Source organism: Siphonobacter sp. SORGH_AS_0500, assembly GCF_031453245.1.
GTDB lineage: Bacteria > Bacteroidota > Bacteroidia > Cytophagales > Spirosomataceae > Siphonobacter.
This window is the reverse complement of sequence record NZ_JAVIYT010000001.1, coordinates 3719789-3736334: the sequence shown is the minus strand read 5'-3', so window position 1 is coordinate 3736334 and position 16546 is coordinate 3719789. Positions and strand designations below refer to the sequence as shown.

General features: G+C 45.0%; 12 protein-coding genes. 10 read left to right on the top strand and 2 right to left on the bottom strand.

Going from position 1 to position 16546, the window contains the following annotated elements; all coding sequences use genetic code 11:
* Window positions 1-20: 20 nt before the first annotated feature.
* Window positions 21-692, bottom strand: a complete 672-nt coding sequence (locus QE357_RS15975) for a TatD family hydrolase (protein WP_309709490.1) — start codon at window positions 690-692, stop codon at window positions 21-23.
* Window positions 693-924: 232 nt separating this feature from the next.
* Here QE357_RS15975 and gltX point away from each other — a divergent pair, with 232 nt between their 5' ends.
* From gltX to QE357_RS15940, 7 genes are all read left to right on the top strand, one after another.
* Complete coding sequence (gltX, locus tag QE357_RS15970) at window positions 925-2421, top strand: glutamate--tRNA ligase (protein WP_106635314.1); 1497 nt, start codon at window positions 925-927, stop codon at window positions 2419-2421.
* A gap of 128 nt (window positions 2422-2549) precedes the next feature.
* Window positions 2550-2828, top strand: a complete 279-nt coding sequence (locus tag QE357_RS15965; protein ID WP_106635315.1) for a hypothetical protein — start codon at window positions 2550-2552, stop codon at window positions 2826-2828.
* 84 nt (window positions 2829-2912) lie between these two features.
* A complete protein-coding gene (locus tag QE357_RS15960) occupies window positions 2913-3695 on the top strand; it encodes a TIGR00266 family protein (protein ID WP_106635316.1) in 783 nt (260 codons plus the stop codon).
* Between the two features lie 295 nt (window positions 3696-3990).
* Window positions 3991-4578 (top strand): gliding motility lipoprotein GldD, encoded by a 588-nt coding sequence (gldD, locus tag QE357_RS15955; RefSeq protein WP_106635317.1) that lies wholly within the window; start codon window positions 3991-3993, stop codon window positions 4576-4578.
* Window positions 4566-5132 (top strand): GNAT family N-acetyltransferase, encoded by a 567-nt coding sequence (locus QE357_RS15950; RefSeq protein WP_232793558.1) that lies wholly within the window; start codon window positions 4566-4568, stop codon window positions 5130-5132. The genes gldD and QE357_RS15950 overlap by 13 nt, the downstream gene beginning before the upstream one ends.
* Before the next feature lie 5 nt (window positions 5133-5137).
* Window positions 5138-6604: an ATP-binding cassette domain-containing protein gene (locus QE357_RS15945; protein ID WP_106635318.1), complete on the top strand. Its 1467-nt coding sequence runs from the start codon at window positions 5138-5140 to the stop codon at window positions 6602-6604.
* Window positions 6605-6769: 165 nt separating this feature from the next.
* A complete protein-coding gene (locus QE357_RS15940) occupies window positions 6770-8734 on the top strand; it encodes a glycoside hydrolase family 127 protein (RefSeq protein ID WP_307140905.1) in 1965 nt (654 codons plus the stop codon).
* A gap of 152 nt (window positions 8735-8886) precedes the next feature.
* Here QE357_RS15940 and QE357_RS15935 read toward each other — a convergent pair whose 3' ends face one another.
* Complete coding sequence (locus tag QE357_RS15935; RefSeq protein ID WP_106635320.1) at window positions 8887-10002, bottom strand: glycosyltransferase; 1116 nt, start codon at window positions 10000-10002, stop codon at window positions 8887-8889.
* 266 nt (window positions 10003-10268) lie between these two features.
* On the opposite strand from QE357_RS15935, the gene QE357_RS15930 reads away from it, so the two are divergent.
* The 3 genes from QE357_RS15930 (at window position 10269) to QE357_RS15920 (ending at window position 16519) form a co-directional block, all read left to right on the top strand.
* Complete coding sequence (locus QE357_RS15930; protein ID WP_309709474.1) at window positions 10269-11588, top strand: vanadium-dependent haloperoxidase; 1320 nt, start codon at window positions 10269-10271, stop codon at window positions 11586-11588.
* 388 nt (window positions 11589-11976) lie between these two features.
* Complete coding sequence (locus QE357_RS15925; RefSeq protein ID WP_157830201.1) at window positions 11977-14925, top strand: TonB-dependent receptor; 2949 nt, start codon at window positions 11977-11979, stop codon at window positions 14923-14925.
* Between the two features lie 73 nt (window positions 14926-14998).
* Window positions 14999-16519, top strand: coding sequence for a RagB/SusD family nutrient uptake outer membrane protein (locus QE357_RS15920; protein WP_309709468.1), 1521 nt, complete (start codon window positions 14999-15001; stop codon window positions 16517-16519).
* Window positions 16520-16546 lie beyond the last annotated feature (27 nt).

Below are 16546 nucleotides of genomic sequence, written 5' to 3'. Positions count from 1 at the left end.
ATCAATATGGATACTGCTTGTCAGGGGATGGGGGCCATTCGGTGAAAATTCCGCCAAATCTGATCTTTTAATGTAGAAACAGGAATATTCAAGTGCTTCGATGCGGCTGCAAAGATACTACTTATCGAAATCTCCTGATCATCCGTTTCGAGAAATAGCCGATCTAAAGAGATCATTTTCAGGCATTTTACGGCGTTGGAGTCGTCTTGCAATAAGGCTTTACCCAAAGAGAAATAGAAATCATACTTCTGGAGCTGCTGAACAATTTCCGGTTTATTATTAAAACCATGGACGATTAAAGGTGTTTTGATTTTCAGTCGTTTAACTAGCTGGGTCAACTCAGGAAAAGCCCGGACGCAATGAATCGTTACCGGAATTTGATGCTGCTGGGCCAGCATTAACTGACGTTCAAAAATGGACTCCTGAAGGGAAAGAGGGGCCTTGGTCAACCGATCCAGCCCGCATTCCCCCAAAGTTGTAATTCGTCTGGTTTGAATGGCTCTTTCAATGCCTTGTAATTGTTCCTCTACCTCGTTTTCCTCAATGTACCAGGGGTGAATACCCAAGCTGATTCGCTGTGTTTCGGGCAAAGTATCGAACTCCGAAAAACGGGCATTATAAATGCTTTCTGAATTCTCGCCAGAATTCAGTTGATGCGTATGAAAGTCCAGAAACGAAACGTCTTCCCTCATGCTACAAAAATCTTATCGCTAAAAATATCAATTTATTACCCTCAATGAGCCATCAAAAAACTTCAGCCATCCATTGAAAACGCAAAACAGCCAACGGAAAACTCCCAACTCAAAACCCTAAACGAAGTAAAAGGAGTAACTTTGCGGCATCCAATGGAGCAGAGAATATCCGGGCAACAGGGTTACGGGTGTAAACCAGCGTAATCATAGGCTCAACTCCAAAATTAATCTTATGTCATCAACTCAAGTTCGCGTACGTTTTGCTCCTAGTCCGACGGGAGCCTTACACATCGGCGGAGTTCGCACCGCACTTTATAATTACCTCTTTGCTCGTCAGATGGGCGGAAAAATGTTGCTTCGTATTGAAGATACGGATCAGAATCGTTTTGTTCCCGGAGCAGAAGATTACATTCTTGAAGCCCTTCAATGGGTAGGTATTACCATCGACGAAGGAGTAGGTGTCGGTGGCCCGCACGCTCCGTATCGTCAGTCAGAGCGGATGCACATGTACCGTGATTTCGCCGAAACATTAATTGCGGCAGATAAAGCGTATTACGCGTTTGATACTACCGAAGAACTGGACGAAATGCGTCAGACCTTTGAAAAACAGGGCTCTACCTTTCAATATAACAGCATTACCCGTACGCGACTGAAAAATTCGCTGACCTTGCCAGCCGAAGAGGTGCAGGCTCGTATCGCGGCGGGTGAACCTCACGTGATCCGTTTGAAAGTACCCGCGAAAGAAGAAATTCGTTTCCGGGATTTGATTCGGGATTGGGTAAACGTTCACTCCTCACAGATTGACGATAAGGTATTATTGAAAGCCGACGGAATGCCTACGTATCACCTGGCTAACGTGGTGGATGATCATTTAATGGAAATTACGCACGTGATTCGGGGGGAAGAATGGTTGCCGTCTGCCCCGCTACACGTGTTATTGTATCAGGCTTTTGGCTGGGAACGTCCCGAATTTGCTCACCTTCCTTTGTTATTAAAGCCCGAAGGAAACGGTAAATTATCCAAACGTGATGCCGATTTGGGTGGTTTTCCCGTATTCCCACTGGAATGGGAAGACCCTGCCAGTGGAGTCGTGGCACGCGGATTTCGGGAAGATGGGTATCTGCCCGAAGCGGTAATCAATTTCCTGGCCTTCCTGGGCTGGAATCCCGGAACAGAACAGGAAATGTTCACGATGGATGAGTTAATTGCTGCGTTCAGTCTGGATAAAATTCATAAAGGAGGAGCCCGTTTTGACATAGCCAAAGCGAAATGGTTCAATCAGCAGTATCTCAAACAGCACTCGGATGCTTCAGTAGCCGAGTCATTAAAGGAGTCATTTGCAGAAAGTAGTCCTGAAAAAATTGAGAAGATTGTTCACTTGCTGAAAGACCGGGTGACCTTCCCGCAGGAAATCGTCGAGCAGTCAAAATTCCTTTTTGAAGCACCTACGCAGTACGACGAGCAGGTAATGACGACGAAATGGAATGCCGACGTAGCAGCTGTAGTCGAACAGTACGCAAAGGTATTACCCGAAGTAGAGCCTTTCACGGCTGAGACGGCCAAGGAAGCATTACATAAAGTTACCGACGAAAAAGGCATTAAATTAGGAAAAGTAATGCAGCCACTCCGCGTCGTACTAACTGGAGCCCCCGCCGGCCCCGACCTGATGTTATCCATGGAAATCATGGGCAAAGCAGAGGTAGTAGATCGGTTGAAGAAAGTATTATAAGCGTTTTGGGTTTGGGGTTTTGAGTTTAGAGTTATGAAAAGAATCATTAAGCCAGACTGGCGGAATGATAAAATTTTTGATTCGCAGAAACTCAAAACCTTAAACTCAAAACTCAAAACATAAAAGTCATGGCAAAGAAATCAGCGAAAAAGCCCGCTCAACCCGAAAAGCCGCGAGTTCATAAAGACTTAGACGGACTCGATATTACGATTAATAATTTTGGGGAACTGAATATGTCTTTGCCGATCGATAAAATCAACGAGTTTTTGAACCGTACGGTGGACGATAAAAAACTACGTCACCGCGATGATCTCGAAGCTTTACCCGGTCGGAAAAAAGAAGATTCAGAAGAAGAGGAAGACGATTTCGATTTACCGGATGATCTCAAACGCGAACTGGGCGAGTAGTTTAGAAGGGTTTGAGCCGTTTATGAGTCGATATTGAAATGTTACCTTATCAAACGAAACAAACCCTTACAAACCTTCCAAGCTATGCGTAGCCACGAAATTGATTACAAAATCATCGGTGAAGATATTCAGATCGTAGAAATTGAACTGGATCCTAACGAAACCGTAGTTGCCGAAGCCGGTTCCATGCTTTTCATGGAAGATGGTATTCAGTTTGAAACGAAAATGGGAGATGGCTCGGAGCCGGATCGTGGCTTGTTTGGTAAGCTCATGCAGGCGGGTAGTCGGGTTCTGATGGGTGAATCACTCTTCATTACGCACTTCACAAACCGGGGTTACCGAAAAAGTAAGGTAGCTTTTGCCGCTCCTTATCCCGGTACGGTTATTCCCATTAATCTGGCTTCTTTACCTGGACAAACACTGATTGCTCAGAAAGACAGCTTTCTCTGTGCTGCCTTGGGTACAAAAATTGCCGTTACATTCAATCAGAAAATCGGGTCAGGATTATTTGGGGGTGAAGGATTCATTCTCCAACGACTACAGGGCGATGGACTAGCTTTCGTACATGCCGGTGGCGTAGTGATTGAACGCTATCTGAATAACGAAAGCCTCCGCATTGATACGGGTTGTATCGTTGCTTTTGAGCAACAGATTAATTATTCTATCCAGCGTTCAGGGGGTCTGAAATCGATGGTTTTTGGTGGGGAAGGCATCTTCTTGGCTACGTTGTCAGGAACGGGTCGCGTCTGGATTCAGTCCATGCCGATTGTGAAATTGGCAAATACGCTCAGTTCAATGACTAGCGTTACTGGTAGCGGTCGGGAAAGCGGTTCGGTATTAGGTGGCTTAGGTAACTTGTTTGAGTAATGAATAGATGCCGCTGGTAGTTTTTCTGCTGGCAGCTTTTTCGCTGGCAGGTCCAGCAGGTCGGTAGCGTTGTTCAATAAAAGCTAACTACGAAAAACACAGATTCACGAAAGAATCTTCGTACTTAGAAAATAATCATAAATTCGCGGGAATCCCATCACAAGGGGTTCCCGTTTTCGTTTATTCAGTTGTCAGCTTGCCCTTTTCAGTTTGGAATCTACTAAGAACTGTAGCACAATTAAAACTGAAAACAGACAATGGTAAACTGAAAACGAATAACAGACCACTAAAAAAGATGCTTCGAACGATTTTTTATAGCTTGATTACGCTTCTGATGACTAGCTTTTTGCTGGCTTGCAATGAAGATTATACTCCTAAACCCAAAGGTTTTCAACGCATTGATCTGCCACCGCATAGTTACCAGCAGCTTACGGAAGATCATCCCTATACTTTTGAATATTCCAAAGCCGCGGTTATCAAACCCGATACCTTTCTGAATGCCGAACCCCACTGGATTTTCATTCATTATCCGGCCCTAAAAGCAAATATTCAGCTGACCTATAAACCCATCCTGGGTAGTAAAGACCGGCTTCGGGGATTCATTGCCGATGCCTATAAACTCGCTTCCAAGCACCAGGAAAAGGCATATGCTGTAAAAGATGCCATGGCCCTGGGGAAAACGGGACAAAAATTTGTCATTCTGGAAATTGCCGGAGATGTGCCCAGTCATATGCAGTTTTATACCACCGATTCCACGAAAAATTTCCTTCGGGGAGCGATGTATCTGCAAACGGCTACTGAGAACGATTCGCTCACGCCCGTTGTAGAATACCTCAAAAAAGACGTGATGCATTTGGTGAATACAATGAAATGGAAGAAATAATTGAGTTTACCACCGTTCAAACCGAAGCGGAACTGCAACAGCTTTATACCTTAATGCAGGCGAATTTGCTTGCGAATATAACCGCAGCCGTTGCTCAGGATCAGGGCTTTGTTACCATTCCTTACGAACTGGATTTATTGCGGGACATGAATACGCAGGCTCCGCATATCATTGCAAAGGATGGAGATCAGGTAGTGGGTTATGCCTTAACGGCAAGTCCGAGGGTAAAGCATCCTTTTTTTGATCCCTTGCTGGAAACCTTATCTACGTTAACGTATAAGAATAAGCCGCTTTCTGAATCTTCTTATTACCTCATGGGTCAGGTTTGTGTGGCGGAAGGTTACCGGGGCAGAGGAATTTTTGATGGGATGTACCAGCAGCACCGTAAAACCTATAGTGCTGACTTTGATTACCTTATTACTGATATTTCCGTGCGGAATACCCGTTCGCAGGCGGCTCACCGTCGCGTGGGATTCCAGCCCATTCATACTTTTACAGACTCTACCGCCACGCACGATACCTGGGTTGTTGTGCTGTGGGACTGGACTTGCTAGTGCTTATGTCAACATTATTTAAACTGGAAAATGCCAGCATTGGCTGGGAACGGGAAACCATTATCCGGGGGTTAAACCTCACTATTCAAGCGGGCGAACACTGGGCTCTGGTGGGACCAACGGGTTCGGGGAAATCTTTATTATTGTCAGTATTAGCCGAAAAACGAAGCATCCTGAATGGAACATTTCAGGCTATTCCCGCTAAAAAAGACATCGAACTCGTAGCCAGCGATTTCAGCTTTAATCGAAACATTGCCGCAACCGCTACCTTTTATCAGCAACGCTTCAATAGTTATGCTTCCGAAGAAAGCCCGACGGTTTGGGAGGTTTTGCAGGAACAGGTAAAACCCGCCGGAACCGTAGACGCTCATTCGGTTGAATTACCACCGCTGGCTTATGACGAAGATTACCTGCAACAGGTGGCTACGCAATTACGGGTAAGCCATTTGCTGGAACGACACGTTACCTCACTTTCCAATGGCGAAACCCGTCGGACTTTATTAACCCGGAGTTTCCTCAAAAAGCCCAAAGTTCTGATTCTGGATAATCCTTTTGTTGGACTGGATGTAACCAGCCGGGCTTCTTTGCATGAAATTCTGAATCATATCGCCGAATCAGGAACGACACTTCTTATGGTGGCTCCGCCTAAGGATATTCCGGCGGCGATTACGAATGTGTTAGTCTTACCACAGGGTACTTCGGTAACTCGTGAAAATTACGTTCCGACTCAAGACTTGACGGAACGTAAGGTCATCGAGTTACCCAAACCATTGACCGAGCATGTGGATTTCTCCTACGCCATTCACATGCGTAATATTTCGATTCGTTACGGAGAAACACAGGTGCTTGATCATGTGAACTGGGCGGTGAAAAGAGGAGAGAAGTGGGCCTTACTAGGACCCAACGGTTCTGGAAAATCAACTTTATTAAGCTTGATTACAGGCGATAACCCCCAGGCATACGCAAACGACTTTGACCTGTTTGACCGCAAACGCGGCACGGGTGAAAGTATCTGGGACATTAAGAAGAAAATTGGTTTTGTTTCACCGGAGCTCCATCTGTATTTCCCAAGAGACCAGAACGTCTGGAAAGTGATTGCTTCGGGGCTATTTGACACGATGGGTTTATTTAAAGTACTGAAACCCGACCTGGTTGAATACCTGGAAGCGTACATCGCAGCCTTTGAATTGCAGGATTTGAAAGAAAAGAAGCTGTCGCAGCTTTCAACGGGGCAACAGCGACTGGTATTACTGGCGAGAGCTTTAGTCAAAAATCCACCCTTACTGATTCTCGACGAGCCCTGTCAGGGACTGGATACAGACCAAATGACTCGTTTCCGGGATACCGTAGACGCCCTTTCCGAAACTTCAGAACGAACTTTAGTATATGTATCGCATTATACGGAAGAAATTCCTACCTGCGTAACCCATACCATTCGGCTGAATCAGGGAAAAGTGGTGGAGATGGTATAAAACTATAGCTAGCCATAACTTTCTGAAAGCAGCGAGGCTCGGTTTAAAACCGGGCCTCGCTGCTTTCAGAAAGCTAAAAATGACTTACCAGTTTTCGAGTTTCAACATCATCAGGGTATTATTTTTTTAGTAAATCCGACGTTGAGATTCCCAACATTCGATTTTATGAAAAAAAGTACCTTCCTGACTTTTCTGGGAATGGCGGTAACGGGCGTTTCTCAGGCCCAAGATTACCCCATTCAGCCTGTTCCTTTTACTGATGTAAAAATCTCCTCGGCCTTCTGGCAGCCTCGCATCGAAACCAACCGTACCCGTACGATTCCTTTCGCCTTTGAAAAATGCGAAGAAACGGGTCGGATCGATAATTTTGCCATTGCCGGAAAACTCAAAAAAGGCGAATTCAGAGGGCAGCGGTTTGATGACTCTGATGTCTTTAAGGTAATAGAAGGAGCTTCTTATTCCCTGGCTAGCCATCCTGACCCGAAGCTGGAAGCTTACCTGGATACGGTTATTACCAAAATTGCCGCCGCCCAGGAACCGGATGGTTACCTCTATACCATCCGTACCATTCTCGGTGATCGGATTATGGAGAAAGACTGGCGGGCAGGTTATACCCGTTTCAATTTCATAAATGGCTCGCATGAGTTGTACAACGTAGGCCATATGTACGAAGCCGCAGTAGCTCACTACCAGGCAACTGGTAAAAAGAATTTGCTGAATGTAGCTACCAAAAATGCCGACTACTTACTGACTGTTTTTGGGCCAGATAAACTGCTCGAAGTTCCCGGCCATGAAGAAATCGAAATAGGTCTGGTGAAGTTATATCGGGCTACAAAGAAGAAAGAATACCTTGATTTAGCGAAGTTTTTCATCGACATGCGGGGTCGGAAAGACCTGCGTCGCATTCTGATCGTTCAAAAACCAGACGGCAGTGCCACGCACGCCGATAGCATGTATTTTCAGGATCATCTACCCGTTACTCAACAGACGGAAGTCGTAGGCCATTCCGTTCGGGCGGGTTATCTCTATGCCGGAATGACGGATGTAGATGCCATGATGGGTTCTAAAACCTACAGCAAAGCCTTACAGAAACTATGGCATAATGCCGCTGACCAGCGGATGTACCTGACGGGCGGGGTAGGTTCGGACCGCTCGAATGAAGGGTTTGGCGAAAATTATCACTTACCTAATAAAGAAGCTTACGCTGAAACCTGTGCTTCGGTGGCTCAGATGTTGTGGAATTACCGAATGTTCCTGGAGTCTGGCGAAGGGGCTTATCTGGATATATTTGAGCGAATCATGTATAATGGTTTTCTCTCCGGCGTTTCGCTGGACGGGACCCATTTCTTTTACCCAAATCCGCTGGAAGCGGACGGCGTTACCAAATTTAACGGGGAAGCCACGCGGGTCGAATGGTTCGCCACCTCCTGCTGCCCTACTAATGTTACCCGGGTCATGCCTTCGTTGCCGGGTTACGTGTATGCTACAAAAGATAACAATCTGTATCTGAATTTATTAATGGGTGGAACGGCTAAAGTATCCGTCAAAAATACACCCGTAGAGTTAATTCAGGAGACGAATTATCCCTGGAATGGCTTCATGAAACTGACCGTAAATCCCGAAAGATCAATGGACTTTGCTTTGCAGCTTCGCCTGCCGGGCTGGTCGCAGGGAAAACCTGTGCCGGGAGATTTATATCGGTATCAAAATGCGGAGGTTCAACCTGTGGTAATTAAAGTAAATGGGAAAAAGATTAAGTATGAAGTCACTAAAGGATTTGCAACGCTGACTCGAAACTGGAAAAAAGGGGATGTCGTAGAAATGGAGTTACCAATGCCCATTCGAAAAGTGCTGGCGAATGAACAAGTGGAGGCCGATCGGGGGAAAGTAGCTTTGGAACGCGGTCCGCTGGTGTATTGCGTTGAAGGCGTGGATAACGGCGGAGATGTAAATGAGATTTCAGTCAGTGATCAGACCAAACTGAAGTTTGTGAATGACCCGGATTTTATCACCACAAGTGTATTAATTAAAGGCGAAAACGCAGATGGCAAGAAGTTTACAGCCATTCCTTACCACTTGTGGAGTCATCGCGGTGTGGGTAAAATGGCCGTTTGGGTACCCAAAAAGTAGTTAAAATAAGGATTGAAAGTTTTTAATTGATAGTCTAATGCTTACTAGTCGTCAAAGTAGACTATTAAATAATGATAAGAACTTATGTTTGAGCGTTTGAATTGTTAGAGGAGGGTAAGGTTTTGACTGGTGGTAAAGCTCTGTTCAGAACCTTACCCTTCTTTGATTACTTTTTCGTAAAAAGCTAAGAGCTTTTGTTGTTCCCCGGCCCAGTTGTAATGCTTTTGCACGGCTGTTTTACCCCTTTCACCCATCTGTGTTCTTTCGTTCGGGTTTTCAATGAAAAACTTCAGGCTTTCGTACAGAGCCCCGGCATCCGTTGGATTCACGCAATGCCCACAGCTATGATGCTCTACGACAGACTGATACAAAGGGAAATTTGACGTTATCACGGGTAAGCCTAACGCCATATATTCAAAAATTTTAGTCGGGTAGGAACCCTCAAAGTCACCGATGGGTTTGAGTAAAGCAATTCCAGCCAGGCATTTCGCTCCCTTCTGATATGCTTCCCTGGCGGGTGTATACCCATAAAATATCAGGTTCTCTTTCACCTGAGCATAACCCGGCATCTGTTCTACCTCTTCCATCGAGCTTAAGTCAAAACCGACTTTCCCGAAAATATGCCAGCGAAAAGTAGGATAATCTTTACGAAGCAAACCTGCCGCTTCAATCATCACATCCAGGCAACGGGCTTTACTCAATTGCCCCAGGTAAAAAAAAGCAGGTTCTTTAGGATGAGCCTGTCCTACGGGAATTGAGGTTAAGTCAGGGAAATTATGAATAACAACGCTTGATTTTGCCAAATCTGAATACGATTCCCGATACGAATCTTCGGCAAAAATGAAGTGGAATTTCTTACGAGCGATGTGGTCAAAAAGCTTGAAAAAACTCCGAAACAGTAGATTATTGTTTACTTGCTTACCTTTCAATTGCTTCCCCATATTCTCATACACGTCAAAAATGACGGTAGCTCCCAGCCAGTGATGCACTAAAGCAATGGGCAGAGCCTCTGGAGCGTGCACATGAACGATGTCCGGTCTTAAACGAAGACTCTTCCATAAAGCCAGCGGATGAACCAGCCCTAAACGTTTAATCAGCGAAGAATGATAAGGTAAGAAATGATACTCAAGGTCCGCGTTTGGCAAGCACTGCTGGGTAACCAAAGCCAGCGTTCGATACCGAAGAGCGGTAGTAAAAGCCATTTTTAGAATCATTCGGGAATCATCGCCCCGGTGGAGGGTACTTAGGTGGAGTACTTTACTTTTCATAACTCCTATACTCCGAAATTTCGATAAATGAGGATATATGCCTGATCAAAACTAGACAATGGGTAGTGCAGAAGCCTAGTATTTACAAAGATAGTATAAACTCCTAGTGTATAGATGAGGGCAATTAGATGATTCTTGGAAGGGTTATGGGTTGTACAAGTAAAATAAAATAATGGTTAAATTATATAAAAGGGCATTGGATGCTATTCGTTCTATTAAATTTGTAGTAATTTATTGAAATAAAATTATACTATAGTAAGATTCAGATGAAGAGAATTTTCCTTGCATTGATTGTCAATATGCTGATTTTCAGCAGTTGCCAGAAAAATAAGAATGAATACACCTTACTGACTAATAACCCTGACTTTTTAAGAAAGGCAGAGCGTAAGCTTACCCAAGTTATTATACACGATGTGTTTGGCCCACCTGTGGCAGCCCGCATTTATGCCTATTCCAGTTTGGCAGCGTACGAAGCTTTACTCCCCATGTATCCTCAGTACCAAAGCATGGCAGGGCAGTTAAATGAATACACGGCTACACCTAAACCTGAAGCCAATCAGGAGTATTGTTACCCATTGGCAAGCAGTAGGGCCTTTCTGATGGTAGGGCGGCAGTGGACTTTTTCAGGCGATATAATTGATGATTTCGAAAAAGACTTTTATAAATCGTTTGAAGAGGCTTTGCCCTCAGATGTATACGAACGTTCCATGGCGTACGGTGAAGCGGTTGCTAAACACGTCATTGCCTATTCTTTAAAGGATCGCTATAAAGAAACCCGGGGATTTCGTTATACCGTAACCAACCATAAAGGGAGCTGGGTGCCTACGCCGCCCGCATACATGGATGCTTTGGAACCCTTCTGGGCTAAAATCCGACCCATGGTACTGGACTCTGCCGCACAATTTCGGATTGAAGGTTTTCCGGCCTACAGTACCAATTCCAATAGCGATTGTTTCAAAGAGGCAAAAGAGGTTTATGAGGCTGTCAAATTCGGTACAGAAGAGCAAAAAGAAATTGCAAATTTCTGGGATTGTAATCCTTTTAAAATGAATATTCAGGGGCATGCTGCTTTTGCGACCAAAAAAATGTCTCCGGGTGGCCATTGGATGAGTATCGTAGGGCTAACCACTCGTCAAGCTCATAAAGATTTTATGCAGACCGCCGAAGCGTATCTGCTTACTTCCATTGCTCTATTTGACGGTTTCATTGCTTGCTGGGATGAAAAGTACCACTCCGTTCGTATTCGCCCAGAAACATATATTAATAATGTAATAGATGATCAATGGCAACCTTTATTACAGACTCCCCCTTTTCCTGAATATCCTTCTGGTCACAGCGTCATTTCAGCTTCTTCTGCGGTTGTCTTAACAGCCCTCATGGGTGATCATTTAAACTTTGCCGACTCTTCCGAAATAGCCTATGGGCTACCCGTGCGTCAATATCCCTCTTTCAAAGCCGCTGCAACTGAAGCAGCCATTAGCCGACTCTACGGTGGAATCCATTTCAAGTCTGGAATCGACCATGGCTTTAGCCAGGGCCAGTCCGTGGGAGAATGGATATTACATCATATACAAACAAAACGATAAAAACGGTTGTCTCAGAGGGTTAACGTAGGTATAATTTTGAAATGGGTGGCTATTTTGCTCATATGTTAATGTTGAGTATATGTGCTTAAAATGTTTTTTTTAAAAACTTCAATATTAAATTGTATTATATGAATTAATTATTGTAGTTTGCACGCCTGGAGAGCTATAAAATGTATTTATCTAATAAAATAATAGACGAATTTGATTTCAATTCACCCCTATTTTTTGATTAGATATGGATATATTTTTCTTTTCATGTTACTGATACAATACATAACCCTTACAGATGATGAAACAGACTTACTTGCAACGTAGCTCGTTGGGTCAAAAAAGTAAGCTTAGACATGGCTTCGCTGGATGTCTAGGTCTTTTAATGATTCTTCTCAGCATGACGACTTGGGCTCAGCAACGTATCCTTTCAGGAAAGGTTACTTCAGCAGAGGACGGAAGTGATTTACCTGGGGTGAGCGTTTTGGTAGTTGGTACTTCCAATGGTACACAGACTGCCGCAGATGGTACGTATAAGATTAGCGTTACCTCTGGATCTAAAGTTCGCTTTACCTCGGTAGGTATGATTTCCCAGGAGATTGACATTACGAACCAAACCACGCTTAACGTAATCTTACAGCCTAATTCACAAGCCCTGTCGGAAGTAGTCGTAGTAGGCTATGGTACCCAGCGGAAAGCGGACGTAACCGGAGCTACGGCAACCGTTACGGCCAAGGATTTCAACGCCGGGGTACTTAACAACCCTTTACAGGCTGTCCAAGGAAAAGTATCGGGCTTGGTAATCAGTGCTCCAAACAGTGACCCCACGAATAACCGCCCAACCATTCGTTTACGCGGAACGTCTTCGCTTTCGGCTAACTCAGAGCCTCTGATTGTGATTGACGGCGTAGCGGGTGCTCCGTTGAATAGTGTGGCTCCCGAAGATATTCAGTCGGTTGACGTACTGAAAGATGCTTCTGCTGCCGCAATTTACGGTTCAAGGGGAGCGAACGGGGTAATCATTGTTACTACTAAAAAAGGAACGGCAGGTCGTACTTCGGTCGAATACAGTGGATACATCTCCATGGGTAAAGAAGTACGCCGTCCTGGTTTCCTGACACCAGACGAGTTCCGGGCCAAATTAGTTGAACAAAACGTTACTGGCCAGGATTATGGTTCGTCTACGAACTGGATTGATCAGGTAACGCAGACTTCATGGACGCAAAACCACTCGGTTGCCGTTAGTGGAGGAGCTGAGAAATTTAGTTACCGTGGTTCGCTGATCTATTTGGATCAGCCAGGTATCGTGAAAAATTCAGGTTTCAACCGGATTAATGCTCGTTTGAACTTGGTGCAGAAAGCCCTCAATGATCGTTTGGAACTGCAACTTTTGCTCTCACACCAGACGAATAATAAGAAGTTTGTGGACTATGGAGCCCTGCGTTCAGCCGTACGTTTCAATCCAACACAACCTATTTATAACGCTGATGGCACGTTTAACCAGCCGCAGGGACAGTTTGAAGTAGAAAACCCACTAGCTCGTCTCGTGCAGTTGACTAATCAAGGAAAGGAGCGTCAGACGTTGTTGAATGCTAAAGCCAGCTACGAAATCGTGAAAGGATTAAAAGTTGGCGTAAATGCTTCGCAAAGTACATTTGACTATCTCTATGGCTTTTTCATCCCCAGCTATTTCCGGGGTAGTGGCAATAGCATTTCAAGAGGTCGCCGCGAAACCCAGGAAGTTCTGGATCGCCTGATTGAAAGCACTATTAACTACACCAACACTATTGATAAGCACAATTTTAGTGTTTTGTTGGGGCACACTTATCAGAAGGTGAGTAATGAAGGATTTGGTGCAGAAAACTCAAACTTCCCTGATGCCTTTGGATACAATAACCTGGGAGCTGGAAATAGTAACGCCGATGGTTCGACTAACCGTCAGGTGAATTCCTATAAATCTGAAGCTATTCTGGTAGGTCTCATTGGTCGTATCAACTATTCGTACAACGAAAAATACCTCTTGACTGCGAATATTCGTCGGGATGGTTCTTCTCGGTTCGGGGTAAACAATCGTTGGGGTTGGTTTCCTTCGGTATCAGCAGGATGGCGTTTGATCGAAGAGGATTTTATTAAAAGTGGGAATGTATTTAGCGACCTGAAATTGCGGGCTGGGTATGGTGTAACGGGTAACCAGGATGGTATCGCCGATTATGCCGCTCGTATGTTGTACGGTTCTCAAGGGTCTTACTTTACCAACGGTGGTTTCCAGACAGCGTATTTTTATTCACAAAATGCGAACCCAGATCTAAAATGGGAAACTTCAGCGATGACCAACATCGGTGTGGACTTTGGCTTAATGAAGGGCCGTTTGACGGGATCAGTGGAAGTTTACTACAAAGACACGCGTGACTTGTTGTTCAATTACCCCGTTGCAATCGGTTCTAAATACGGCTCGCAGCAACTAACAGCCGTAACGAACAACGTACTGGCAAACGTAGGTCGGGTATCCAACAAAGGAATCGAGTTGTCGCTGGACTATCAGGCCATCAGCACGAAAGATTTTGAGTGGCGTACCTCATTGAACCTGGCTCATAATACCAACAAAATCATTTCCTTAAGCAATGGCCTATTCCAATACAATACCAATAACCCCATTTTATATGGAGGATTTGGTAGTGGACAGGGAGGAATTGCTTCGCCTATCGTACTGCAGGAAGGGTATGCAATTGGTACCTTCTACGGTCCCCGCGTGATAGGTTTCAACGACAAAGGCGAGTACATTTATCAGGATTTTGGAGGTGGGGGAACGCAACCCGCTGGTGCAGACCGTACGTACCTGGGCAATGCTCAACCGAAGTTAACCTTTGGCTGGCAAAACAACTTTACCTACAAGAACTGGGATTTGTCCTTTTTCTTCCGTGGAAGTGTAGGCCAGAAAGTAGCAAATGGGATGTACATCTACTTTGCAAACCCCAACCGATTCCCTGGCGAGAACTTGCTGAAGGATGCATTTTCAACTGGTATTGGCAAAGGGGTTTCTTCGGCCTGGTCTGATTTGTGGTTAGAAAATGCTTCTTTTGTTCGTCTAGATAACTTCCGCTTAGGATACCGAATTCCAGGAATGAAGAAGGTTCTGCAAAATGCTCAGGTCTACCTTTCAGGTCAAAACATCTTCGTATTCACAAAATATCGTGGTGCTGATCCTGAAGTGCGTACGGGTGATTCGCGGAGCCAATACGGATCCATCAGCGATGATAACCGGGCTGTAAACCTGTCACCGGGAGTTGATCCTATTTCCTATTATCCCCGAGCACGTACGTTAGTGGCAGGTATTTCACTGACGTTCTAGCCGATAGAGTACTTTCATTATATAAGCAATCAGTTGTAAGCTTTATGCTTATTTTAGAATACTATACTTTCTTATGAAAACGCTTAAAATTTTATACGGACTCGGACTAACAGGATTGATGGTATTCAATCAGTCCTGTACAAATCTGGATTCTACGGTATATGACCAGGCTGACGCGGGAACGTTTCCCGCTACTGAGTCGGATCTGAATTCGGTGATTGGCTCTTCGTATGGAACCTTACGATCTTTCGTCGATGACCCCTTCGTATTGCAGGAAACGACTACGGACGAAGTCGTAGTACCGACGCGGGGACCTGACTGGTACGATGATGGGCGTTGGCAGCAACTGGCTAAACATCAGTTTACGCCTTTGATTCCAACGAACATCAATGGAGCCTGGGAAGCATTCTATCGTAGTATTGCCAACGTAAACATCAATGTCGCTACGTTGAAAGCTTCTTCACTAGCAAGCAAACAGACGACCATTGCTGAATTAAGGGCCATTCGAGCCTTGAATTACTACTATTTAGTGGATCTTTTCGGGAATGTACCCATTCTGACTGAAGACTCGCCCGCCGGTAATCCGGTCCAAAGTCCACGAGTGGATGTGTATAATTTCATCGTAAAAGAGCTCAAGGAGGCGATTCCTCAGATGCGGAACGAGAGTAGTATTACCATGTACGGACGAATGTCTCGGGGTGCTGGACATGCCTTGCTTGCTCACGTGTATCTGAATGCAGAGGTGTTCACGGGTACGCCCCGGTGGACGGAAGCATCTGCAGAATGCGATTCGGTCATTAACTCGAAGCTGTATTCATTGTCGTCTAATTTTCTGGACAATTTTGCCGTCAATAATGACAAGAACGGGTCAATGCGTGAAAACATCTTCGTGATTCCTTATGACAAAACGTTTGCTACTGGTAACACTTTCCAGTTACGTACGCTACACTATGCTCTGCAACAGAAGTATGGATTAGCTAACAGTCCCTGGAACGGATACTGTACCTACGCAGATTTCTACTCAACGTTCAGCGATCAGGATGCTCGGAAAAAGATGTGGCTGGCAGGTCCGCAAACGGGTTCAGATGGCAAGGTAATTCAGTATGATGACCGCGTAGATGGCTTACGGCATGATGTAAACTTTACACCGGAAATCAGTGCACTTGAGCGAGCCTTGGCCTATCAGGGGGTGCGTTTTCAAAAGTTTGAAATTCAAACTGGAAACCTGGTTACCAGCCAGGATAACGACTTCCCAATCTTCCGTTATTCATCTGTGTTGATGGCTAAAGCCGAAGCACTGGTTCGTTTAGGGAAAGCAGCCGAAGCTTTATCTTACATCAACCAGGTACGCAAGCGGGCAGGAGTATCTGATTTTACCACGGCTGATCTAACGTTGGACAACTTGCTGAAAGAGTATGGGCGGGAGTTTGCCTTCGAAGGTCGTCGTCGGACTGATTTGATTCGTTTCAAATCTTTCACCCAGAAAGCCTGGCAGTTCAAACCTGTGACGGATTCCAAGTATAATCTGATGCCTATTCCATCGGTACAGATTTCGAGTAACCCCAACTTGAAACAGAATCCTGGTTATAACTAACCATTGATCTTATTTCTTTGCAACAGG

Excerpts from the sequence above, each read along its gene's own strand:
- QE357_RS15950 (WP_232793558.1), top strand. The coding sequence starts at position 4,566 with ATGGAAGAAATAATTGAGTTTACCACCGTTCAAACCGAAGCGGAACTG.
- gldD (WP_106635317.1), top strand. The coding sequence starts at position 3,991 with ATGCTTCGAACGATTTTTTATAGCTTGATTACGCTTCTGATGACTAGC.
- QE357_RS15960 (WP_106635316.1), top strand. The coding sequence starts at position 2,913 with ATGCGTAGCCACGAAATTGATTACAAAATCATCGGTGAAGATATTCAG.
- QE357_RS15925 (WP_157830201.1), top strand. The coding sequence starts at position 11,977 with ATGACGACTTGGGCTCAGCAACGTATCCTTTCAGGAAAGGTTACTTCA.
- QE357_RS15975 (WP_309709490.1), bottom strand. The coding sequence starts at position 692 with ATGAGGGAAGACGTTTCGTTTCTGGACTTTCATACGCATCAACTGAAT.
- QE357_RS15935 (WP_106635320.1), bottom strand. The coding sequence starts at position 10,002 with ATGAAAAGTAAAGTACTCCACCTAAGTACCCTCCACCGGGGCGATGAT.
- gltX (WP_106635314.1), top strand. The coding sequence starts at position 925 with ATGTCATCAACTCAAGTTCGCGTACGTTTTGCTCCTAGTCCGACGGGA.
- QE357_RS15965 (WP_106635315.1), top strand. The coding sequence starts at position 2,550 with ATGGCAAAGAAATCAGCGAAAAAGCCCGCTCAACCCGAAAAGCCGCGA.
- QE357_RS15945 (WP_106635318.1), top strand. The coding sequence starts at position 5,138 with ATGTCAACATTATTTAAACTGGAAAATGCCAGCATTGGCTGGGAACGG.
- QE357_RS15930 (WP_309709474.1), top strand. The coding sequence starts at position 10,269 with ATGAAGAGAATTTTCCTTGCATTGATTGTCAATATGCTGATTTTCAGC.
- QE357_RS15920 (WP_309709468.1), top strand. The coding sequence starts at position 14,999 with ATGAAAACGCTTAAAATTTTATACGGACTCGGACTAACAGGATTGATG.
- QE357_RS15940 (WP_307140905.1), top strand. The coding sequence starts at position 6,770 with ATGAAAAAAAGTACCTTCCTGACTTTTCTGGGAATGGCGGTAACGGGC.